The sequence below is a fragment of the Staphylococcus sp. FSL H8-0121 genome, from assembly GCF_038008425.1.
GTDB lineage: Bacteria > Bacillota > Bacilli > Staphylococcales > Staphylococcaceae > Staphylococcus > Staphylococcus pasteuri.
Genome location: NZ_JBBOZB010000001.1, coordinates 717,884 through 741,956 on the forward strand (window position 1 = coordinate 717,884; position 24,073 = coordinate 741,956).

25 protein-coding genes are annotated in these 24,073 nt (G+C 31.0%); 5 read left to right on the forward strand and 20 right to left on the reverse strand.

Going from position 1 to position 24,073, the window contains the following annotated elements; genetic code table 11:
* Positions 1–67: 67 nt before the first annotated feature.
* On the forward strand, positions 68–2,680 hold the full coding sequence (locus LFT63_RS03435) for an NEAT domain-containing protein (RefSeq protein ID WP_340767948.1): 2,613 nt from the start codon (positions 68–70) through the stop codon (positions 2,678–2,680).
* A gap of 58 nt (positions 2,681–2,738) precedes the next feature.
* Here LFT63_RS03435 and rpmF read toward each other — a convergent pair whose 3' ends face one another.
* Both rpmF and LFT63_RS03445 read right to left on the reverse strand, forming a co-directional pair.
* A complete protein-coding gene (gene rpmF, locus LFT63_RS03440; RefSeq protein ID WP_017637655.1) occupies positions 2,739–2,912 on the reverse strand; it encodes a 50S ribosomal protein L32 in 174 nt (57 codons plus the stop codon).
* A gap of 78 nt (positions 2,913–2,990) precedes the next feature.
* Complete coding sequence (locus LFT63_RS03445; protein WP_017637656.1) at positions 2,991–3,551, reverse strand: YceD family protein; 561 nt, start codon at positions 3,549–3,551, stop codon at positions 2,991–2,993.
* Between the two features lie 126 nt (positions 3,552–3,677).
* On the opposite strand from LFT63_RS03445, the gene LFT63_RS03450 reads away from it, so the two are divergent.
* A complete protein-coding gene (locus tag LFT63_RS03450) occupies positions 3,678–4,820 on the forward strand; it encodes a nucleotidyltransferase (RefSeq protein ID WP_233074587.1) in 1,143 nt (380 codons plus the stop codon).
* A gap of 59 nt (positions 4,821–4,879) precedes the next feature.
* On the opposite strand, the gene coaD is transcribed toward LFT63_RS03450, so the two are convergent.
* Both coaD and rsmD read right to left on the reverse strand, forming a co-directional pair.
* A complete protein-coding gene (coaD, locus tag LFT63_RS03455; RefSeq protein ID WP_017637658.1) occupies positions 4,880–5,365 on the reverse strand; it encodes a pantetheine-phosphate adenylyltransferase in 486 nt (161 codons plus the stop codon).
* Position 5,366: 1 nt separating this feature from the next.
* Positions 5,367–5,909, reverse strand: coding sequence for a 16S rRNA (guanine(966)-N(2))-methyltransferase RsmD (gene rsmD, locus LFT63_RS03460; RefSeq protein WP_029055506.1), 543 nt, complete (start codon positions 5,907–5,909; stop codon positions 5,367–5,369).
* A gap of 68 nt (positions 5,910–5,977) precedes the next feature.
* On the opposite strand from rsmD, the gene LFT63_RS03465 reads away from it, so the two are divergent.
* Positions 5,978–6,367, forward strand: a complete 390-nt coding sequence (locus LFT63_RS03465) for a DUF7147 family protein (RefSeq protein ID WP_017637660.1) — start codon at positions 5,978–5,980, stop codon at positions 6,365–6,367.
* Between the two features lie 26 nt (positions 6,368–6,393).
* On the opposite strand, the gene LFT63_RS03470 is transcribed toward LFT63_RS03465, so the two are convergent.
* Complete coding sequence (locus LFT63_RS03470; RefSeq protein WP_017637661.1) at positions 6,394–6,645, reverse strand: YlbG family protein; 252 nt, start codon at positions 6,643–6,645, stop codon at positions 6,394–6,396.
* A 270-nt stretch (positions 6,646–6,915) separates the two neighbouring features.
* Between LFT63_RS03470 and LFT63_RS03475 the strand changes: the two genes are divergently transcribed.
* On the forward strand, positions 6,916–7,836 hold the full coding sequence (locus tag LFT63_RS03475; protein WP_029055507.1) for a glycerophosphodiester phosphodiesterase: 921 nt from the start codon (positions 6,916–6,918) through the stop codon (positions 7,834–7,836).
* Between the two features lie 73 nt (positions 7,837–7,909).
* Here the strand turns inward: LFT63_RS03475 and hisIE are convergent, their stop codons facing one another.
* From hisIE to cyoE, 12 genes are all read right to left on the reverse strand, one after another.
* The gene (gene hisIE / locus LFT63_RS03480; protein ID WP_017637663.1) at positions 7,910–8,539 is read right to left on the reverse strand and encodes a bifunctional phosphoribosyl-AMP cyclohydrolase/phosphoribosyl-ATP diphosphatase HisIE; all 630 of its coding nucleotides are present in this window, start codon (positions 8,537–8,539) and stop codon (positions 7,910–7,912) included.
* Positions 8,536–9,294 (reverse strand): imidazole glycerol phosphate synthase subunit HisF, encoded by a 759-nt coding sequence (gene hisF / locus LFT63_RS03485; RefSeq protein WP_340767956.1) that lies wholly within the window; start codon positions 9,292–9,294, stop codon positions 8,536–8,538. The genes hisIE and hisF overlap by 4 nt, the downstream gene beginning before the upstream one ends.
* Positions 9,291–9,995 (reverse strand): 1-(5-phosphoribosyl)-5-((5-phosphoribosylamino)methylideneamino)imidazole-4-carboxamide isomerase, encoded by a 705-nt coding sequence (gene hisA, locus LFT63_RS03490; protein WP_029055509.1) that lies wholly within the window; start codon positions 9,993–9,995, stop codon positions 9,291–9,293. The genes hisF and hisA overlap by 4 nt, the downstream gene beginning before the upstream one ends.
* Complete coding sequence (gene hisH, locus LFT63_RS03495; protein WP_029055510.1) at positions 9,988–10,566, reverse strand: imidazole glycerol phosphate synthase subunit HisH; 579 nt, start codon at positions 10,564–10,566, stop codon at positions 9,988–9,990. The genes hisA and hisH overlap by 8 nt, the downstream gene beginning before the upstream one ends.
* Complete coding sequence (gene hisB, locus LFT63_RS03500; protein ID WP_340767960.1) at positions 10,563–11,141, reverse strand: imidazoleglycerol-phosphate dehydratase HisB; 579 nt, start codon at positions 11,139–11,141, stop codon at positions 10,563–10,565. Before hisB ends, hisH begins: the two co-directional genes overlap by 4 nt.
* A 59-nt stretch (positions 11,142–11,200) precedes the next feature.
* Positions 11,201–12,439, reverse strand: coding sequence for a histidinol dehydrogenase (hisD, locus tag LFT63_RS03505; protein WP_029055512.1), 1,239 nt, complete (start codon positions 12,437–12,439; stop codon positions 11,201–11,203).
* Positions 12,432–13,046 (reverse strand): ATP phosphoribosyltransferase, encoded by a 615-nt coding sequence (gene hisG, locus LFT63_RS03510; RefSeq protein WP_154827757.1) that lies wholly within the window; start codon positions 13,044–13,046, stop codon positions 12,432–12,434. Before hisG ends, hisD begins: the two co-directional genes overlap by 8 nt.
* A 30-nt stretch (positions 13,047–13,076) precedes the next feature.
* Positions 13,077–13,895: an ATP phosphoribosyltransferase regulatory subunit gene (locus tag LFT63_RS03515; RefSeq protein ID WP_029055514.1), complete on the reverse strand. Its 819-nt coding sequence runs from the start codon at positions 13,893–13,895 to the stop codon at positions 13,077–13,079.
* Positions 13,896–14,141: 246 nt separating this feature from the next.
* Complete coding sequence (locus tag LFT63_RS03520; RefSeq protein WP_017637670.1) at positions 14,142–14,576, reverse strand: YlbF family regulator; 435 nt, start codon at positions 14,574–14,576, stop codon at positions 14,142–14,144.
* Between the two features lie 19 nt (positions 14,577–14,595).
* Positions 14,596–15,639 carry a CAP-associated domain-containing protein gene (locus tag LFT63_RS03525; RefSeq protein WP_046466562.1) on the reverse strand — a complete coding sequence of 348 codons (1,044 nt, stop codon included), beginning with the start codon at positions 15,637–15,639 and terminating at the stop codon, positions 14,596–14,598.
* Positions 15,640–15,835: 196 nt separating this feature from the next.
* On the reverse strand, positions 15,836–16,297 hold the full coding sequence (locus LFT63_RS03530) for a DUF420 domain-containing protein (protein WP_029055516.1): 462 nt from the start codon (positions 16,295–16,297) through the stop codon (positions 15,836–15,838).
* 27 nt (positions 16,298–16,324) lie between these two features.
* On the reverse strand, positions 16,325–17,236 hold the full coding sequence (gene cyoE / locus LFT63_RS03535) for a heme o synthase (RefSeq protein ID WP_017637673.1): 912 nt from the start codon (positions 17,234–17,236) through the stop codon (positions 16,325–16,327).
* A gap of 246 nt (positions 17,237–17,482) precedes the next feature.
* Between cyoE and LFT63_RS03540 the strand changes: the two genes are divergently transcribed.
* Positions 17,483–18,400 (forward strand): COX15/CtaA family protein, encoded by a 918-nt coding sequence (locus LFT63_RS03540; RefSeq protein WP_017637674.1) that lies wholly within the window; start codon positions 17,483–17,485, stop codon positions 18,398–18,400.
* A gap of 54 nt (positions 18,401–18,454) precedes the next feature.
* Here the strand turns inward: LFT63_RS03540 and LFT63_RS03545 are convergent, their stop codons facing one another.
* The 3 genes from LFT63_RS03545 to LFT63_RS03555 all read right to left on the reverse strand — a co-directional run bounded on the left by LFT63_RS03545 (position 18,455) and on the right by LFT63_RS03555 (position 24,036).
* Positions 18,455–21,907 carry a pyruvate carboxylase gene (locus LFT63_RS03545; RefSeq protein ID WP_340767964.1) on the reverse strand — a complete coding sequence of 1,151 codons (3,453 nt, stop codon included), beginning with the start codon at positions 21,905–21,907 and terminating at the stop codon, positions 18,455–18,457.
* A 319-nt stretch (positions 21,908–22,226) separates the two neighbouring features.
* Positions 22,227–23,450 carry a cell division peptidoglycan polymerase FtsW gene (gene ftsW, locus LFT63_RS03550; protein ID WP_340767966.1) on the reverse strand — a complete coding sequence of 408 codons (1,224 nt, stop codon included), beginning with the start codon at positions 23,448–23,450 and terminating at the stop codon, positions 22,227–22,229.
* Between the two features lie 310 nt (positions 23,451–23,760).
* Positions 23,761–24,036: a YlaN family protein gene (locus LFT63_RS03555; protein ID WP_017637677.1), complete on the reverse strand. Its 276-nt coding sequence runs from the start codon at positions 24,034–24,036 to the stop codon at positions 23,761–23,763.
* Between the last annotated feature and the right edge of the window lie 37 nt (positions 24,037–24,073).

Sequence of the window (24,073 nt, forward strand, 5' to 3'; positions counted from 1 at the left end):
TACAATACATGTGAACGATTGATAATGATTATCAATCTGTATTAAAACTATAGGAGTTGTTTACAACATGAACAAACATCAACAGCATAACTTCCCAAAATTAAGGTCTTTTTATTCAATACGCAAATCTACACTTGGTGTAGCTTCGATAGTAGTAAGTACACTATTCATTTTTACTTCTCATGGACAAGCCCAGGCTGCCGAAAATTCTAATGACAATAATGTACAAAATCAATCGGCATCTACGGCGAATTCTGATCAATCAAACCAATCTCAACCTGTAACTCAACCGGTTGAAAATAATAATCAAACACAAACAACGAATCAGCCTACTGCCTACCCTGCAGCGGATCAGTCTATAAAAGATGCTATTAAAAACCCTGCAGTTGAAAACCAACCTCATGACATTGGTCCAAGAGAGACAGTCAATTTCCAACTATTTGATCAAAATAATGAAACACAATATTATCACTATTTTAGTATTAAGAACCCTGCTGATGTCTATTACACAAAAACTAAAGCAAACGTTGAACTTGACCTTGATACAGGTTCAACTTGGAAGAAATTTGAAGTTTATGAAGGAAACACAAAACTTCCTGTTAACTTAGTGTCTTATAATCCAGACACAGATCATGCATATATTCGTTTCCCTGTGACTGATGGTACACAAGAACTTAAAATTGTATCGTCTACACAAATTGATAATGAACCTGAAACAAATTATGATTATACAAAATTAGAATTCGCTCGACCTATTTATAATGACCCATCACTCGTTTTAAATGATAATAGCAGTAATAATGCTTCGGAAAATGCAACTGATAACACAACACCAACAAACACTACCAACAATTCAGATAATAATGTAAATTCAACATCAAATAATAACGATGTAAACTCAACAATTGATAATAATCAAAGCGTTAGTAATCAAACTAATAATAGTCAAAATCAACCAAATGAAAACCAATCTGTAGATACAACACCAAATAATAATCAATCAAATACTACAGATAATAATAATCAAAATGATGACACTCAAAATCAAACTGCAGATACAACACCAAATAATAACCAAAGTAATAATGAAGAAAATCAGTCACAAGCTAATGATACAGTCTATCCTCCTGCTGATGTATCAATAAAAGATGCTATTAAAAACCCAGCAGTATTAGATAAAGATCATAGTGCACCCGTTACACGACCTATTGATTTTGAAATGAAAAAAGAAGACGGTGACAGACAATTTTATCATTATGCAAGCACATTAGATCCAGCAACTGTGATATTTACTAAATCTCAACCAGAAATTGAATTAGGATTAAAAACAGCACAAACATGGAGAAACTTTGAAATTTATGAAGGAGACAAAAAACTTCCTGTTACGCTCGTATCTTATGATTCAGATAAAGACTATGCTTATATCCGTTTCCCAGTTTCTGTAGGCACAAAAGAAGTTAAAATTGTATCATCTATTCAACTTGGTGAAAATAAAGTCGAAAATTATGATTATACTTTAATGGTTTTCAAACAACCGATAACTAATAATCCTAATGATTACAAAGATGATGAAACTTATACTGTAGATAAATTATTGGCACCATATCGCAAAGCTAAGACACTAGAAAGACAAGTATATGAATTAGAAAAGTTACAAAAAACTTTACCTGATAAATATAAAGAAGAATATAAATTCAAATTAGAAAAGACAAAAGCTGCTTTAAAACAACAAGTTCAATCAGCAATTGTTGAGTTTGAAAATGCAAAACCAACTAACGATCAATTAACGGATGTACATGATGCTAATTTTGTTGTATTTGAAAGTGAAGAAAATAATGAGTCAGTAATGGATGGATTTGTTGAACATCCTTTCCAAATTGGTACATTAAATGGTAAGCAATATGTAATTATGCGTACTAAAGAAGATAGTTATTGGAAAGACTTTATTGTCGAAGGTGAACGAGTGACAACTATTTCTAAAGATAAAGAAAAAAACACTAGAACATTAATTTTCCCTTATGACCCTAATAAAGCAGTTTACAATGCAATAGTTAAAGTCGTAGTATCTTCTATCGGTTACGATGGTCAATATCACGTAAGAATTATAAATAAAGATGTCCCAGTTGAAGATACATCTTTTACAAACGTAGACAATTCAATAATTGATGCAGAAAATAATCAAAATGACCCAACTACAACAACTAACAACGAAAACACTCAAATAACTGATGTAGTTAAAGATAACAACACTGATAATCAAACAGATGAAAATGTAGATAATAATGAATCAAATAGTGATAATACAACAATCCCTGATCATAATGTTGATGATATTGCAGATATTGTCGAAGATCACGATGTCGATAAAAACGAAGATAATGAAGTAACTCAAAAAGTTGATGAAGACAGTGATATAATAATACCTGAAAGTGTTAAAACAGATGAAGATATTGATAAAGAACATGTTAAGAAAAAAGGAACAACTGAAACCAAAACTGAGAGTAAAGATAATGTAAAAGATAGTGATAAACAAAAATCAAAAGAGCATGACATGAAAAAAACAACATCTCTTCCAGAAACTGGTCAATCTTCATCTCAAGGATTGACATGGTCATTATTGTTAGCGTTAACTGGTTTAACTTTTATCTTACCAAAGAGAATTAAACATTCTAAAAAATAATACAAAAAAATCCCGTCTGAAAATTAATTTCAGACGGGATTTTTAATAATATCTAAAATTATTTAGATACTACTTCTTCACCATTGTAAGAACCACAGTTTTTACATACGCGGTGAGTTAATTTGTATTCGCCACAACTTGGGCATTCTGTCATACCAGGTACTGACATTTTGAAATGAGTACGGCGTTTGTTTTTTCTAGTTTTAGACGTTCTTCTTTTAGGTACTGCCATGATTTATCCTCCTTAAAATTAAACACATAATTAAATGATATCAGTTTATTTAACAATATTATATCATTAATTAAACCGTTATTGTTCTTTATCGTATAATTGTTGTAATTTCTGAAGCCTTGGATCAACTTGATTACTATTTGAACCATCGTCTTCTTGATCTTGTTCTTGGACAAGTTCAACGAATTCATCTTCATCAATCACTTCCCAACCATTGCCTTCGGTTAACATTTGATCACTGTTGTCTGAATAAGCACGCATCGGTTTTTCGATGATAACTAAATCTTCAACAATATCTTTAATATTAATCATACCGTCAGTAGCTAGATGATAATGTTCATCCTGCTCTTCTTCATCGGTATAATAATCACTACCTTCTAAATCAAATATTTCAGAAGTTTCTACATCCAATGGCACTTCTACAGGAACTAAAGTACGAGCACACGGCATCGTATATGTCCCAGTGACATGTATGTCAGCAATAACTTCATTTGATTTGATAGTTAATTTACCGTCAACATTGATTTCAGAAAGATCAATGAGATCTAATGATTCTTTTAAATGCTCAAAATTCGCCGTTTGATTAAATTCAAAAGGCTTACCTTGATATTTTCTTAATTGTGTTATTGACCATTTCATATGGCTTCACCTCTAACAAGCACAAAATTTATTTTAACTTTCTCAGTATAATATGTCAAGATTTTTTCTTAACATACGTACTTCTGTTACAATACTAATAATGAATTCTGAAAGGAAGAAATGCAAATGAAAAGTGTTGGCTTGATTACTGAATATAATCCTTTCCATAATGGGCATCTATATCATGCTCAACAATCTAAAATAAATTCTCAAGCAGATGTTTCTGTTGCAATAATGAGTGGCAACTTTGTAATGCGTGGCGAACCAGCTATATTCAATAAATTCATTCGTACTCAAATGGCACTTTCTGGTGTTGATTTAGTTGTAGAATTACCTACTATCGCAAGTTTATCTTCTGGAGACTTCTTTGGAAAAATGGCTATTAAAGTAGCGAATTATATCGATATTAACACAATATCTTTTGGTAGTGAACATGGTAATATAGTTGAGTTACAAAATGCAGTCAATCACGTGCTTGAATTAGAAAATAATCCTATATTCAAGTCCAAAATTAAAGAAGGTAAAAGTTATCCAAGAATTATCAGTGAACTGATTAAAGACCAACAAACTTTAAATATTTTACAATCACCTAACAACATCTTAAGTATAGGATATCTTAAAGCAATCCAGCAATATGCACCACATATTGAAGCAATGACGATTTACCGTGAGTCAGCACAACATCGTGATAACACAATAAAGCATCAACAATTTGCGAGTGGGTCTTCCATCCGCCAATCTTTAATCAATCAAGAAACTGATTGGTATAAAGTAGTACCTCAAAATATTAAATCACTGTATCAAAATCAAATGACTACAGTTGAAGATACTTTCCCTTACATCAAACATCAATTGTTAACACAAGACACTAATACTTTAAACACTATATATACTGTCAGTGAAGGGTTCGAAAACAGATTAAAAACAATCATCAAAGATGTCAATTCGTTTAAAGAATTACTAAGTAAAACCAAAACCAAACGATATACCTATACACATATACAACGTATCCTAATGAATATCCTGCTCAATATTCATCAACATGATATTACAAACGATATACGAGCAATTAGAATTTTAGGTATGAATGAACAAGGTCGCGCTTATTTAAAATATTTAAAGCAACAATATCCAGAACGTCGTTTTATAACCAATATCAATAAATCTTCAGCTACATATTTCCCTATCGAAATTAAAGCAACAAATGTATACAACTTATTAAGCCAACAATCTCAAAATGATTTTAATACACCAGTGATTCAAACATAATTTAAGACCGTACTATCGATGATGACTATTAAAAGAGTCACATAGTACGGTCTGCTTTTTTATTTATAATATTTTTCTTTTAATGCTTCAGCAACATTAGGAGGTACAAATTCCGAAATGTCTGCTTTATAAGCTGCAACTTCCTTAACGATACTAGAACTAATAAATGAATAATTCGTACTAGTCATCATATACATAGTTTCAATATTATTATTCAACTTTTTATTCATTGATGTTAAGCGTAATTCATATTCAAAATCACTTACCGCACGTAATCCACGTACAATCGTTTTCGCACCGACTTGTTTGCAAAAATCTACTAATAAACCATTAAAATGATGTACTTCCACGTTGGAAAGATGTGCTACAGAGCCCCTAATTAAATCCATACGTTCTTCTATATTAAACGTGCCGCCTTTACTACTATTTTTCAAAACACAGACATGTATTTCGTCAAAACGATCTGCACTTCTTTCAATAATATCTAGATGACCGTATGTAATTGGATCGAAACTCCCGGGAATGACTGCTTTCGTCTTATTCATATTAATCTCCTTTTTCTAATAGCAATGTATCTGTCAAACCATAATGATATCTTTTTATTTCTTTAAACGGTGCACTTTGAATATGTTCTTCATTACTAAACTCACAAATGATAATACCATTTTCTTTAAGCAAATTAAACTCATCAATGCTTTTTAATGCTTCATCAATAAGACCTTTTTTATATGGCGGATCTAAAAATATGTAATCAAATTGAATCTCTCTTTTAGCTAAAGCTTTTAACGCACGATCAGCATTATTTTTATACACTTCAGATTGTGCTAATAAATCAAGTTGCTTAAGGTTTGATTTAATCACTTTAACTGCTTTAAAATTTTGATCGACAAAGATTACTTTATCCATACCTCGAGATAATGCTTCAATCCCTAATGCGCCGCTTCCAGCGAATAAATCCAAAGCTATACCTGATACTTCATGTAAACTATTAAAGATGCCTTCTTTAACTTTATCCATAGTTGGCCTAGTATTTCGACCTTCCAAACTTTCTAATGCCTTACTTTTATGTATTCCCGCAATGACACGCATCACTTTCACACTTCCATTTCACAATATAATTTAATATAATTTGGGATAAAAGGAGATTGATTAAACAAATGAAACAATCATTTATTGTTTTAGGTGAGGGTTTAACAGATTTATTCGAATTCACCACTCTCATCGACTACAACCATACTAGAATTGATAAAATAATCTATTTTCATTCCCCACAAACTGAAAAGCAATTATCATCAGTAGCTATCATTATGCAACCGACTGAAGGTAATTATTTCCAAGCAATGTATATGATGATTAATGCATTAAAATATCCATATCCAAATAGTAATAAGAAATTTGACATGATTAACCAGAAAGCAGAGGAATACGATATCCCAGTATTAGGTATAGATGTTCAACCTCCAGAAGCTTTCCATGACAATGACTTATATTTTAACTATTTAATTAGCGTTTTACGATTACAACGTTGGATACCACCATTACAATAGGAAACACATTTCTTAACGAACACGAGTTATATGACTTCGTGTTTTTCTTTTTCATACGTTTTCTTTAAAAATTTGTATGGTGAACCATCTATATGTTGAACATATTTTAATTTCATTAGTTTATTAACGACATCGTCCGCTTCACTTTCATTAACATACATGATAACGAATTTACGTTGACGATTAGAATGAACGATGTGTCCATATTTTCTAATTTGTCTTTCATGTTTGATATGTTTTAAATAAACAATAAGGCTCACTCTTTGAACTAAATTCATCTTTGCTCACTCCATTTAATATACACAGTTTTTATCATATCATGAGTTTAAATTTTATGAAATAACAATCACTTCCATATATTCCATCCCTATTTATATTGTTCTATTAAATCAAAACCAATCTTCATAATGGGATATTCCTATACTTAATTCGTCAAGTAAATATTTGTCTATAAAAAATAAAATAATATTCCGTTCTTCACGCACTTCATTTTTCAAATATGAAGGATATCTGTTAATATAACTTTAATACCTAAAGGAGGATATCAAATGGTTAAACTAAATAAGTGGTTCATTAATGGTTCATTCGCAATTGCAAGTATTGTTGGAAGTGTGATTTATGTAAATAAAAATAAAAAACCACGTGAAATTAATGCAATCCCTCCATTTTTCACAGGTGTAGCACCATATTTATTTGCGCATAGAGGCGGCATGGCTGTTAGACCTGAACAAACAAAGCTTGCATTTGATAATGCAGTACAATATGGCGTAGATGGATTCGAAACAGATGTAAGGCTCACTAAAGATAAGGAACTTATCGTATTCCATGATGCAACTGTTGATAGAACAACTAACGGTTCAGGTAAAGTAAGTGAACATACTTTAGAAGAATTAAGAAAATTAGACGCTGGATATTATTTCACAGATATAAATCGTCAATATCCATTTCGTGGACATGAAGATGCTAAAATTTTAACATTTGAGGAACTTTTAGAGCTTTATCCAGAGATGTATATTAATGTTGATTTGAAAGATCATCCAAACAGTTATGAAGGTTCTATTGCACCTGAAGTCATTTATCATCAAATTGTTAAACATCATGCAGAACATCGTGTATTAGTAACAAGTTTCCATAAAGAACAAATTGAACGCTTTGATCAATTAAGTAAAGGTACTGTAGCAATTGGTGCGAGTCAAAACGAAGTAGCAGATGCGTTTATTAAGTTTAATACGTTTAGAGGACATAAATTCCATCCGAAAGCTAATACTTTCCAAATGCCAACCGAATTTAAAGGAATCAAGCTTACTTCTTCTAGATTTATTAAATGGTTAAAAGTATTAAATATTGTACCAGGATTTTATGGCATTAATAGTATTGATTTAATGACAGATTTATACCAAAAAGGTGTGCATACACTTGTAACAGATCGACCTGATTTAGCACAACAATTTAAAGAGACATTAAAATAATAAATAGCAAAAATCCTTAACGAATAATCACCTTTTCGTTAAGGATTTTTACTTTTACAGACACCGATGTGTATTACCAATTTTCTATAGAATCTCTTTCACCTTTAAAATTGTTACTTTTATGATGACGTTGTTCTAATACTTTTTCAATTGCTGAAAAAGAAATATTTAACGAATGTAATAAGACAAATAAATGATATATTAAATCCGCCGCCTCGTTGATAACTTCTTTGTTATCATTTTTCATAGCTCCTATTACAACTTCAAACGATTCTTCTCCAAATTTCTTAGTGATTTTTTCTATACCTTGTTCTAACAAATAATTGGTATAAGATTTAGATTGATTAGTTCTAGATCGTTCTTTTATTGTATGTTCCAATAATTGAACTGCAAAATGTGTCTTTGTACTAAAACAGCTTTGATTCCCAGTATGACATGTTGGACCATTAGGAATAACTTCGATTAGTATTGCATCATTATCACAATCTGTATGTATCGTAACGACTTGTTGCGTATGCCCCGATGATTCCCCTTTAGTCCACAATCTTTGTTTAGACCTTGAATAAAAAGTTACTACGTTCTCTTCCATTGTTTTATTAAATGCTTCTTCGTTCATAAACCCGAGCATTAATACTTGCTTCGTTACATAATGTTGTAATATGACCGGTACTAAACCTTTACTAAAATCTACTGTGACTGTCATCTTACTGGCATACCACCTTTTCTTAATGTGTGCTTAATATCAGCTACTGTATATGTTTTACTATGTAAAATACTAGCAGCTAAACCGGCAGATACATCTGTTTCTTTAAATAAGTCTAGAAAATGTTGAGGATTTCCACCACCACCTGAAGCAATGATTGGTATATTCACCTTTGATTTAATATCTGATAAATGTTCAATATCAAAGCCAGTTTTCATACCATCGTGATGGATACTGGTTACAAGTAATTCTCCAGCACCAAGTTCTTCAACTTGTTGAATCCAATCATATACTCTTATAGAGGTTAATTGTTTACCTCCATGTGTAGTACAAAAATAGTCATTTTGTTCCGCACTATAATAACTATCAATAGCAATACAAATACATTGACTTCCAAATTTTTGGCTAGCTTCTTTAATTAAATTAGGATTTTGAAGTGCACTAGAATTTAATGACACTTTATCTGCTCCATGATTAAGTAATTGCGAAATATCATCTAAAGTTTGAATACCGCCTCCAACAGTCAATGGTATAAACAATTGTTTAGAAATGGTTTCGATAACTTCCAACATTAAGTCATGTCCTTTTTCAGTTTTAGAAATATCTAAAAATACAAGTTCATCTGCTCCCGCTTCATTATAGTATTGTGCTAATTCAAGTGGACTACCTATATCGATTAATCCCTTAAATTGTATCCCTTTAACAACACGCCCATCTTTAACATCTAAACAAGGAATGATTCTTTTTTTAATCAAGATAACCCCTCCCAAAAACTGGGATTATGTGCAGCTTTACCGATAATCGCAGCATAAACACCCAATTTTTCAAATTGGTTTAAATCTTCTTGATTTCTAATACCTCCAGAAGCAATAATACTTAATTCAGTTTGTTGTACTAATTGTCTTGTTAATTCAAAATTAGGACCAGCTAACTTCCCATCTTTTGAAATATCAGTATAGATGATGCCACCTAAAGGTAAATGATTCACTTGTTTAACAACATCAAACAAATTGAGTTGTGTATCTTCTAGCCAACCATTAATCTTTATATCTTGTTTGTATGCATCTATAGACAAATAAATCTTTTTAGGAAATAGATATGACATTCTTTCCAACCAAGTTAAATCTTGAATACCTTTAGTTCCAACTATGCAGTAATCTATACCTATATCAAAATAATGATTTAAAGTTTCTTGTGATCGAATCCCTCCACCTACTTCTATAGGTTTTTGAGATAATGATCTTAGCTTTTTAATATAATGACATTCTTGAGTTTGCTTTAATTTTGCTCCTATAAGATCCACAATATGTATACGTGAAACACAATCAAATTGATTATAAAATTGGATGCTTTCCTCAGCTGTCATTGTCATTTGCTCTTTAGATTCATATTTACCTTCAGTTAGTCTTACACTCGTTGAGTCAATCAAATCGATTGCCGGCCATATGTTAATCATTTATAAAACCGCCTTTCAATGCTTGATTTAAAATTGCCAATCCTTGTTCACCACTTTTTTCAGGATGGAATTGTATTCCTATACAATTGTTATATTGTACTACTGCAGGAATTTGACACTCATAATCTGCATATGCAACAACATGATTATTCATTATCGCTTGATAAGAATGTATAAAGTACACATCACATTGAAGTAATTGATGATCACTTTTCAATAAATTCCAACCTAAATGCGGGATAGGTTGTGTTGTATGGATTGGCACTATTCGTCCAGGTATCAGTCCTAGTCCTTCTACATTACCTTCCTCACTATATTCAAATAACAATTGCATTCCTAAGCAAATACCAATGATAGGTTGGTTTTTAATTTGGTTTAAGATAGTGTCTAATCTTTTATTTTTAATTTCTGTCATTCCATCTTTAAAATGTCCAACACCAGGTAATACAACTGCATCTGCCTTATAAATAATACTTTCGTTGTTGGTCAATATTGTCTCGTAGCCTAAGAATTCAATTGCCTTTTTCAAGCTATTAATATTGCCTAGACCGTAATCAACTATAGCTATCATTCAATCACACCTTTAGACGAAGGTATTACAAATTCAAGAGTTGGTGTTAATGCCTCTTGTAATGATTTAGCAAAAGATTTAAATAAAGCTTCAATTTCATGATGGGTATTTCCACCTCTAATTAAGTCCATATGCACAGTTAACCTCGCATTAATAATAAGTGCTCTAAAAAATTCTTCTACTAATTCTGTATCAAAATGACCTACTTTTTCTTTACTTAATTGAACATTAAATGAAAAATATGGACGGCCACTAATATCAATTACAGTTCTTGCTAACGTTTCATCCATAGGTATATAACTTGTACCATATCTTTTAAAGCTTTGCTGAGTCTTAACCATTTCCAATATCAACTGTCCTAAAACTATACCAATGTCTTCTGTCACATGATGATCATCAGCATATGTATCTCCTTTAGCTTCAATTTGTAATGATAAGCCACTATGAAAAGCAAAAAGTGTTAACATATGATCTAAAAATCCTACGCCTGTATGTATATTGGATTTTTCCTTTTCTTTACTTATAGCAATTGAAATAGAAGTTTCAGCGGTTTGACGTGATTTTTGATAGTTCATTGAACTTCCTCCTTGTTGTTAATTCTGAAAATCACTTTTAAATATGGCTTTACCATATGTCAATGTCGAATATGTATTGATTGTTGATGATTATTAAGTGATTCTACACATGCTAACCTTTCTGCAGAATATGCTACCTTTTTAAAAGTTGATTTTGATAGATTAATCACACTGTGACGTGTCATAAAGTCATTAACTGATAAACCATTCGAAAATCTAGCAGTTTGGTTTGTTGGTAAAACATGACTTGGTCCAGCAATATAATCACCAATTGCTTCTGGAGCATAATGCCCTAAAAATAATGCACCTACAAATTTGATTTGATCAATAAACTGTTCTGGATGTTTAGTTTGAATGGATGCATGTTCAGGTGCAATTTTATTCAAAATATGACAGGCCTCTTCCATATCACTTACTTCAATTAAGTAATGATGATTGGCTATACTTTTGGACACTATAGAATGACGATCTATTGTTTTTAATTTATTATCAATATTTAACTGAAGTTGTTGTAATATTTGAGCATTGTCGCTAATAACAAATGTACGAGCCATTTCATCATGTTCAGCTTGAGCAAAAATATCATATGTAATGGCGTCAATTTGAGCAGTCTCATCAATAATCATAGCTAATTCAGTAGGGCCGGCAATTTGATCAATGCCTACATCTCCATAAACATATTTTTTTGCAAGCGCAACATACTGATTACCTGGACCAACTATTTTATCAACAGGTTTAATAGTTTCTGTACCATATGTAAGCGCCGCTATACTTTGTGCACCTCCAACTTGATAGACATGATTTACGCCAGTTAAGTGACAGGCAGCTAAAACTTCTTTAGAAACGCCATTTGTTTTTGGAGGTGTCACAACAACAATCTCTTCAACGTTCGCGACTTGTGCAAGTGTAGCCGTCATTAGAACAGTAGAAGGATAGCTTGCTTTACCACCTGGAACATATATCCCAACGCGTTCTATTGGATGGTAAACTTCATAACATTCTCCCTTTTTAGTAGAGGAATACTTTATCTTTTCTTGATATGATTTAATCCTTTCATAGCTTTGGTGTAACGCATTAAGTGTATCTTTATTTAATTCATCATAGGCCTTTTGTATGTCTTGCTTTGAAATTTCTAGAGATGTTGTGTCTACATGATCAAAAGTTAAATTATACTTTTTCAACGCTGCATCACCATTGACTTTAACATCATCACAAATATTTTTAACTAACAGGTATAAGGACTCATCTAATGATTGATTGTTACAATAAAGTTCTAAAAATTGTTGTGCTTTAAGCATTTATCATCTGCACCCCTAACATATTAATAAATGATTCTATTTCTTCACCCTTTTTAAAATACTGTGTTCTATTTGTAATCAATCTTGCCGAAATATCAGTGATTTTTTCTTTTTCAACAAGACCATTTGCTTTTAATGTAGTACCTGTTTGAACAATATCAATAATTCCATCTACCATTCCTACAATGCAAGCGAGTTCTATTGAACCACTTAATTTTACAATTTCAATATCTATTCCTTTGTTTTTAAAATAACGTGAAGTTGTTTGAACATAACTCGTAGCAATTTTTTTATAATCATTCGTAACAGGTTTAGCTGCTAAGGAAAAATGACAGTGTCCAAATGGTAAGTCGCATAAATTATTAATATTATATTTATTTTCATTTAAGATATCACTACCTACAATACCTATATCTGCAATGCCTTGTTCCACGTATATTGGTACATCACTTCCCTTTACTATAATAAAATCAATACCATCTATCGTAACTAATAATTGACGTTGTCTATGCTTTAGTCCATTTGATAATAAAAATAGTTGTTCTGCCTCTAAATAGTTGATAAAACTTTCTAATAATCTCCCTTTCGCTAAAGCCACTCTAATCATATTGTCACCCCTATTCTTTGAATATGCTGATTATAAAGTCAAAGCCATACCGTATCCTTGGAGGTCACCAGAGTAAAATCCACCAGTTAGTATGCTAGTATCATGTTTATTTAAATAACATCTGATAAAAACACCTTTATAATAAGATCTTGATGGTTGTGCCGAAATATCTAAATGAATATTGGTCAAACCTTGTTTGATTAGTTGCTCTTCCCAACTTTTTACCGTAAGTAATGTTTGAGATGATTGGTCCAAATATTGACTTAATTTTGATAATTGATGACGTGTGCTTTCTGATAGTAATTTTAAGATAGGATGATTATGCGGTAATTGATGTTTTAATCCCGATAGATTTCTCTCTTCAATCATGTTTTTAATAACTAAAGTTCTATATTTTTCTTCTAATAATTCATTCAATAATTGATAATGACCTAAAATAATTAGCTGAATATCATCTTTTAAATACGTTTTAATAAAATGGTAGAAATCATTAAAACTATCATTGAATTGATTATATATAGGCAAATAATTCTCGATACCTATTTGTGATATGACCTCATTATTTCTGACAATAGGTCCAGAATAAGCAACCTTCTTAAAATCTGTTGGAAATATTGAATGATAACGTAGTAATTGATCAGTAAAATCGTGTCTTAAACTATAAATGTGATTGTTATTTTGCCAAAAATTCCTTTCTTTCATTTGTAATAAGTCCTCTTTCGTCAAATGACTCCAATCTAATTTTTCAATTAAATCTATATCTACAAGTTTGTAATTTTTATTTGAAAAGTACTTTAAGAATGCTAATTCAATTTCTTTTATTTTTATTATCTGATTTTGCTTATTCATACTCTACCTCCTTTACTTCTGACTTTAATGCTTTACTGTAGTAAAGTTATAGTTGTATTATAAGTTACCATAAAGACAAATAATAAACAATGTTTATTCATAATTTTCTGATAATTAAAATTAATATGATCTCCATCTTTAAACATAAGGGTTTATATGAATTAAAAAACTCCCCAAATATTGAGTTTAATCAATATTGGAGAGATATCTTGTATGTTTTATAAATTTGGTAAAATTTAAATCATTTTATAAAGAACAGTTACATGATCCACCTGAAGCACAACCTTGTGCAGTCGTTTGGAAAAATGGATTGCCTGTATCAATTTTTACATTATCCGAAACAGCTAAAGCAATTTTACTAATAACTTCATCAATTAAATTCTGTAATGCTACTTCTTTTGACTTATAGTCCATTACCACTGGTAACATTTCATATGCTCGTTTACGTTGGCGTGTTTCCATCATAATTGTCTTATAGTCAGGATGATATCTACCAAATCGCATTACATCGTCGTATTGATCTTTGGTCTTTAGGAAAGCCGAATATAATAAGTGTGCTTCATCATTTTGGTTTAATAATTCTTTCGCTTTAATATATTCATCATAAATTTCTGAATTAACTATCATATCTGATAAGGCTTCGACGTCATCTAAAATTGACAATGTTTCTTCATTTATCATTTGTCATTCTACCCTTCATTTATTTTTCTAAGAAAATTAACGAATAATAATCTTTCATTACTTCTCCGCCCATTTCTTCATATTTCGTATTTAACATTCTAGAGCGATGAATATCGGAGTTCATCCAACTATGGATTAATGTTGGGACATCATCAAAGTCGTAACCCACATTCTGACTTGTCGATTTATAACTAACATCTCTTTCATCTAATTGTTGTTTTAAAGCATTTTCAGTAAATTCTACTGAGTCAGAACCACTTTTAGTCGCGTCAAATAAATTTATTGAAGCAATATGTGCAATATCATTATTTACCTTTAACGGTTTTAATCCCTTTAGTTTTCTCATTTCATTAGTTACCTCATAAAGTGTCACTAATTGATTTGTATTTTGTTCATAAGGTATATCTTTATTTTTTAAATTCGCTGTAGAATGAGATTCATTCGTTTTATATGGTTGCAATGTAGCTAATGCATCTTTATCTAAAAAGCGTATTGCCATGATTTTATTCGTTTGTTGGTCTGAATAAACTTGCGCATATATATTACCATATTTAATTAAAGTTTGTGTTTTTAAATCTTCATCTGATAATTCAAATTCATATTTTTTATTATTTGATTTGATTGTAGGTTCGGGATTGATGCTTGTATTTTCGAATATTTTTGAATTGCTTTCATCTATATGTAAAGGGTTAATATGAGCATCTTTTCCAGTTGCATAAACAGATTTTATTTTATTGTCTTTTACACTGACAATGTAATATTGATTTGTTTTCTTGAATACATAATTTTTATAGCCATCTTTATATGGATATGTTCGGTTAGCTTGACCGTATTTTTTGGTAAGTTGATCAATGTCCTTACCAATCCATGTTCCTACACCATTTTTAGGTTTTGGATTTTCTATATTTTTATTTGAATTTTTGAATTGTTCCGTTCTATCACTTTTTTGGCTTTTATTTGGATTTTCTAATACATCAAATTTTAGCCGTGGTGAGTAAAATAAATAGATTAGAAATGATACTAAAAAAACAACTCCTAAAATTCGTATAACTAATTTTTTCATCTTTCACCCACCTTAACTGAATTATTACTATTGTACATAATTACTTATTTCATAATCAAGATAAGTCTATTGTTATTTCTTGAATTAGGAAGCACAATTTTACAAAATGGTGTCTTACATTGGATTAGATTCTTAATATAAAAAAACTGATAAAACTATACAGAAAGTTTTATCAGTCACAATCTTATTTATTCAATTATAAACCTAAAGTAGCTTTAATTAATGATGTTGTTTCTCCACCTGGATACAAGATGTATAACAGTACATAAACTGCTACACCAGTAATCGCTGTGAAGAACCATATTACTGAAGCAATAGGTCCAATTTTTCTATGAATTTTAAATTTCTCTTTAAAAGCTAATACAATTTGTATTATTCCTAAAATCCCACCAATTGTTGCTAAGTTAATATGGAAAATTAAGAAAATAGTATAATAAATTTTAACACTATCTGGTCCACCGAATGCGGTATTACCAATAAAGATTGTTCTACTAGCATAAATAATAAAGAATGTTGCGGCAAAAACGGCAGCCCATAACATTACTTTTTTATGCTGATCAATTTGTCTTTTCCAAATAAGTCTCCATCCAATTGCCACTAATATCGCACTAATGACAATACACGAAGTACTTATTGTAGGTAAAATAGGTACGTTCATATGTTTCATCCTTACTTAATTTTGTATTTATATCATTTTAATAAGTGATACGACTACAACGAGTACGAAAAATACTACTAAATAGTTTAATGAGTAAATAAACATTTTAGTTGCCCATTTATTTTGATCAGTATTCTTTTTAAATGATGTAAAAGCTAGTGCCATCCACCCTAAATTTAATAAAGTAGCTAAAACAATAAATGTTGTGCCTAAACTAGATAACATAAAGGGAAGTGGTAATAGTAATACTAACCAAATAAACATGCTTACTCGTGTTCTATTGAATCCTTTTACAGATGGTAACATTGGAATATTAGCTAATGAATATTCATCACTACGTTTAATTGCTAACGCATAAAAATGTATTGGTTGCCAACAAAATACTACTAAAAATAGTGCTATTGCTGCAACACTTATTGATCCATCTATAGCTACCCAACCAATTAATGGCGGTACAGCTCCAGGGAAACTACCTACAACTGTATTCCAAGTCGTATGTCGTTTTGACCAGATTGAATAATATGATACGTATCCTATGATACCAAATAATCCTAAAACACCTGATGGTATATTTAATAAAAATAAACAACCTTCACCTATTAACATCATACCAAAGCTTAAAATTAATAAGTGCTTATCTGAAATTCTATCATTTACAGTGGGTCTATTCTGTTTACTAGGCATAATTTGATCTATGTCTTGATCATAATAATTATTAAGTGCACATGCGCCACCCATTATTAATGTAGAACCTATAATCATTAATAAAATTTGAGGTATTGACGATAGGAAGGAGTGATTTGTCATTACAACAGCCAACCAAGAACCAGCAAATGCAGGGATTAAATTCCCTTGAACAAGGCCCATTTTAATAATCTGTTGTAATTCTTTAAATGTCACTTGGCCCGTTTCCTGTGACAATGTTTGTTCTTTACTCATAATTCCCCTCCTAGAATTTTTTCATATAATACAATGATATAGCAAATAGTCATAAAAGACTAGGTTTTAAAAAATTAAATTGTGACACTTTAACGACATTCCAAATAGTTGATTTTGTAACGTAATTAAAAATGGTATCATTGATATAATGTAAAAGAAAAATATATACGTTAAAATAAATTACAAAATGTCCATTTTTAATGAGAATAGTTGTTAGATTTTATTTTAATGATGGGGTGTTTATCATTGTTTAGAAAAGGAAACCTTAAATGGTTAAGTGTCTTAGCAACAATTATTATGACATTCGTACAATTAGGTGGTGCGCTAGTAACTAAAACTGGTTCGGAAGATGGTTGTGGTTCATCGTGGCCGTTATGTAATGGAGCACTACTTCCACAAAACTTACCAATACAAACAATTATTGAATTAAGCCATAGAGCAGTTTCAGGACTTTCATTAATTGTCGTAATATGGCTAGTCATTACCGCTTGGAAACACATAGGGTATATAAAAGAAATTAAACCATTATCTATCATAAGTATAGGTTTCTTATTATTACAAGCCTTAGTTGGTGCTGCTGCTGTAATCTGGCAACAAAATGCATATGTATTAGCATTACATTTTGGAATCTCTTTAGTTAGCTTTTCATCAGTATTTTTAATGACATTAATTATTTTCTCAATTGATCAAAAGTATGAAGCTGACGAATTAATGATTCAAAAACCATTACGTACGTTAACATGGTTAATGGCAATCATCGTATATTTAACTATATACACTGGTGCTTTAGTAAGACATACTAAATCAAGTCTAGCATATGGTGCTTGGCCAGTACCTTTTGATGATATTGTTCCACATAATGTACATGACTGGGTTCAATTTGCACACCGTGGTATGGCTTTTATTACTTTTATGTGGATTATGATTACGTTTATTCATGCAATTAAAAACTATAGTGATAATCGTACTGTAAGATATGGCTATACAGCTGCATTTATTTTAGTTATTTTACAAGTAGTAACTGGTGCTTTATCTGTTATTACTAATGTAAATTTATTTATTGCATTGTTGCATGCTTTATTTATTACTTACCTATTCGGTATGATTGCTTATTTCATCTTATTAATGTTGAGAACGACAAGAAGTCTTAAAAACAAAGCTTAATTATAAAGCCGAAACATTCTTGAATATTGAATGTTTCGGCTTTTTTAATATTTATTAAGATGGATCTTTTTCTAATTCAATTAATAAATCTCCTGTAGCTATAGAATCTCCATTCGATACTGTGATTTGTTTTATAGTACCGTCAAATGGTGCTTGTACCGTTGTTTCCATTTTCATTGCTTCTGTAATGAGTAAAGCTTGATTTGCTTTCACTTTATCTCCAACAGCTACCTTCACTTCTGTGACAGAACCTGGCATTTGTGCCCCAATATGATTTGGATTGGTTTTGTCTGCTTTTGGTTTTACATTTACATTAGCTTTTACACTTTCATCTTTAATATAAATGCGTCTTGCTTGTCCATTCATTGCATAGTAAATTGTTCGTTGCCCATTTTCATCGGGTTCGCTAATTGTTTCTAGTTTAATAATCAATCGTTTACCAGTATCAATTTCTATTTCAACTGTTTCACCGTTTCTCATACCGAATAAAAATGTTGGTGTATCTAACAATGATAGGTCCCCAAATTGTTCCTTAGTAGCAATAAATTGTTTATAGACTTTAGGATATAGGACATAGCTAATGATATCTTGTTCTGTTACTTCTGTATTTTGAATGTTTGCTAATTCTTTTCTGACTTCTTCAAAATCAACAGATTCTAAATATTCTCCAGGTCTATTTTCCAATGGCTTTTGACCTTTAAGTATGACTTTTTGCAACTGTGGATTAAATCCATTTACTGGTTGCCCAATTTCTCCTTTAAAGAAGGATACTACAGATTCTGGGAAATCTAATTTATGTCCTTGATTAATGATATCATCTTCATTTAAATCATTTTGAACCATGAATAGTGCCATATCTCCTACTACTTTAGAAGAAGGTGTCACTTTAACGATATCTCCAAATAGGAAATTAACACGACGATACATATCTTTTACTTCATCAAAACGTTCACCTAGACCAAGACTTTTAGCTTGTTGGCTTAGATTAGAATATTGTCCACCTGGCATTTCGTGTTGATATATTTCTGTATTCGGTGACTTAATATCACTTTCAAAATCTGTATAATATGGACGAACTGTAGCCCAGTAATGACTAATTTCTTCAAGTCCTTCTATATCTGTTCTCAAGTTACGTGGGAATCCATTTAACGCATAATACAATGAATTGGCACTTGGTTGACTTGTCAAACCACTCATTGATGCTACAGCAGTATCAATAATATCTACGCCAGCATCTATCGCTTGTTTATATGTTAGTAAACCATTGCCACTTGTATCATGAGTATGCAAATGTATAGGTAAATTAACCGCTGCACGTAAATGACCGATTAGTTCATATGCTGCTTTCGGTTTTAATAATCCTGCCATATCTTTAATAGCTAAAATATGGAAACCTTCTCTTTCTAATTCTTTAGCTAATTTGACATAATAATCAAGTGTATAAATATTTGATCTTTCTGAGTTTAAAATATCACCAGTATAACAAATTGTTCCTTCAGAAATTTTACCAGCTTGTTGTACCGCTTCATTCGCTACTTTCATTTGATCAATCCAGTTTAAAGAATCAAAAATTCTAAAAACATCGACACCAGCTTCTGCACTTTCTTTTACAAATTTTTGTATTACATTATCTGGATAATTTTTATATCCTACTGCATTTGAAGCACGTAATAACATTTGGAATAAAACATTGGGAATAGCTTTACGTAGACGTTCTAGACGTTCCCATGGATTTTCTTTCAGGAAATTATACGCTACATCAAATGTAGCACCGCCCCACATTTCTAATGAAAAACTATCTTTAAATACTTCTGCAGTTTTAGATGCAATATTTAACATATCTTTTGTTCTTACTCGAGTAGCTAATAAAGACTGATGTGCATCTCTGAAAGTAGTATCTGTAATGAGTACATCATCTTGTTCTCGTACCCATTTCGCTACTCCGTTTGGACCTTGTTGATCTAGTAACTGTTTCGTTCCTGAAAATGTATCTACCTTTGCTTGTGATACTTTAGGAAGAGAAGCCGTTTCATATAACGGTTTAGGTCGCTTTTCAACATTAGGAAATCCATTAATTGTTACATTCCCAATATATTCAAGTGTCTTTGTTCCTCTATCTAATGTTGGTTGAATGTTAAATAATTCTGGTGTTTCTTCTATAAATTTAGTAGTATAATCTCCACTTCTAAACTGGTCATTTCTCATAACATTAATTAAAAATGGAATATTGGTTTTAACCCCACGAATTCTCATTTCTCTTAAAGAACGTTCCATCTTTTCTTCTGCTTGTTTAAATGACATAGCATGTGTAGATAGTTTTACTAATAAAGAATCATAATACGGTGATATTTCAGCACCTTGGAATCCATCACCTGCATCTAATCGTACGCCAAAGCCTCCACTTGATCGATATGCAATAATGGTTCCCGAATCAGGCATAAAGTCATTTAAAGGATCTTCAGTAGTAATACGACATTGAATTGCATATCCTAATGTTTGAATATCTTCTTGCTTAGGCATACCAACTTCTTGGCTAAATAATTCGCCACCATCTGCAACTAATATTTGCGTTTTAACGATATCTATTCCAGTTATCATCTCAGTTATCGTATGTTCTACTTGCACACGAGGGTTAACTTCAATAAAGTAAAATTCATTCCCAGACACTAAAAATTCGACCGTTCCTGCATTAACGTAATTAATATGTGACATCAATTGGATTGCAGCATCACATATTTCTAAGCGTAATGATTCAAGTAACCCTACTGAAGGTGCTACCTCCACTACCTTTTGATGACGTCTTTGAACCGAACAATCACGTTCATATAAATGAACAAGATTACCATATTCATCACCGATAACTTGTACTTCTATATGTTTAGGATTATCGATGTAGCGTTCGATATAAATTTCGCTATTACCAAATGATTTTTCAGCTTCTGATTTAGCGCGATGAAATGCATCTTCTAATTCACTGGCTTCACGAACAATTCGCATTCCTTTACCGCCACCGCCACTTGTAGCCTTAATCATTAACGGATATCCAGCCTGACTTGCAAAGGCCTTTGCCGCTTCAAAGCTTTCAATAGGTCCATCTGTACCTGGTATCACAGGTAAGTTAGCTTTAAGTGCAGTTGTTCTTGCTTTAACTTTATCACCAAACATATCTAAGTGTTCTAGATGAGGTCCAATAAATTTAATGCCTTCTTCAGCACATCTACGTGCAAATTGTTCATTTTCACTTAAAAAACCGTATCCTGGATGTATAGCATCAACATTTGCTCTTTTAGCTACTTCTATAATTCTTTCGATATTTAAATAACTTTCTGCTGGTCCTAAATCACTACCTACTAAATAAGATTCATCTGCCTTATATCTATGTAATGATGATTTATCCTCATTAGAATAAATTGCTACTGTACTAATATTCAACTCTGCTGCTGCCCTAAAAATTCTGATAGCAATTTCACCACGATTGGCTACTAATAACTTCTTGATGTGTTTCAAGAGTAAAAACACCCCTTTTAAATATTTAGAATTTTCTAACTACTTATATATTAAAATTTTATCCTATATAGCAATTATTTTCTATAGTTAATATATATTAGTCATAATTCTTTAACTTAAGTGTCATAAAACCAAAACAAATTATTTTATTTTAATGATTCACTTATAATCAAATAAACTTATCATTAACAATAACTTTATATTATCATTATGTTGAAAGTATTTCCAGTTTAAAATAATTTACAAATAAAAAAGCTAATCCCTTACCTTTAGAAAATTCACTGTACAGAATTTCAATAAAGAGAGATTAGCTAAATAGTTATTGATAACGACGTCTAATATCGATTTTTCGTTGTTTACTTCTAATTTCATCCATTTTAATTTGTTTTGCAGTAATTAAGAGTAATCCCATTGCTATACTTAAACTAATCATAGCCGAACCACCAAAACTAATAAACGGTAATGGTACACCTGTTAATGGAATTGTTGCTGATATACCACCTAAGTTTACAAATGTTTGGCTTCCGATATAACTAGCAATTCCTACACATACTAATTTATAAAAATATGAATTCGTTTTATTAGCTAGTTGGAATGCACGGTAAACAATGAAAAATTCTAGTAGGATGACAAATAAACCACCTACAAGTCCTAATTCCTCACATATAACCGCAAATATAAAATCGGTATGTGGTTCTGGTAAGTAGCCAAGTTTCATAATACTATTTCCAAGTCCCCGACCAAATAATCCACCATTACCTATAGCCATAAGTGAGTTAGATATATGGTAACCTGTACCAGCTTCTGCGTTAAATGGATTAGTTAAGGTACTAAATCTAGCTTCAAGGTAACTTGGTAATAGTCCTAAAGCAAGCACTAAAATGGATATCACTATACCTGCAATGACTACCATAATACCGTATTTCAAAAGATTTTGTACGCCTATATCAGCGTAAAAAATTATTGAAAAGAAAATAATTAAAATTAATAATGTTTGCCCTACGTCTCTTTGTAAAAGTACTAGCGCAACACAGCTTGAAACTAAAATAATCGGTGCTGCAATAAGTTTAATTTTATTTCGTACTTGAGGCATTTTCTTCTCTATCATAAACGGTAAGTATAAGATGATAGCAATTTTTAATAACTCTGACGCTTGTAAATTCATAAATCCTAAATTGATCCAACTTTTTGAACCATTAATATTTTTACCAATTACAAGTGTTATTAATAACAAAGCGAATATACCTATCATCATCCACTTTTGAACATTAGGCTTTTTCAATATCTTTACATTCATTATAAATGCCATAAAAAAGACTATAACAAAACTCATAATGACGTAAAGTAACTGTCTCGTATAGAAATATGTACCGGATACTTCAGCACCGCCTGTTAATGTACCCTTAGTAGCAGCCACCATGCTGGCACTATAAACCATAACTAAACCAATTAAACATAGAATCACATATGTGACTAACAATGGATAATCGATAAATTTAGATGTTTTCCCAATATACCGCAATATATTTTTAAAGTTTTTCATATATCAGTTCATCCAATTCAATGTTTTTAAGATTTGTTTAAAGGGAATTAATCGAATATTAATCATTCCCACAAACTTATCTTTTTTATTATAAACTTCTTATGTATCACAAAACAAATATAAACATAATGATTTTACAAAAAGATAAAATGACTGAGAAAATATCAATTATGATACTATCTCAGCCACCATTCATACAATGTGTAAGTTGCATTTCACGTTTATATCAAAATGAATTCAAACTATGTTATATCTATACAAATTTGAATTAATATAAATAATAACGTTAGATTAAATCAAATCTATAAAATTAAACATTTGTAAAAGCTTCGTGTAGTTTTGAAAGTTCTTTTTCAAGTCTTAACATAAGTTCTTTGCCGACTTCTTTGTCAACTAGCCCTAGTTGTACAGCAAAATCTACTTCTTTTTGAAGACCGAACATTTGTGTATCTAAAACTTCTTCATAAAGCGGACAAGAAGGTACTGTTAGGTTATCCATTTGAACTTTGATTAGCTGTAAAATTCTATCAGCATCTTTGTTCAATTGCTCATATGCCGCATTATTTAATTTCGACTGATTAGCCATGACACACACTCCCCCTATCATTTCATTAAATATCTTC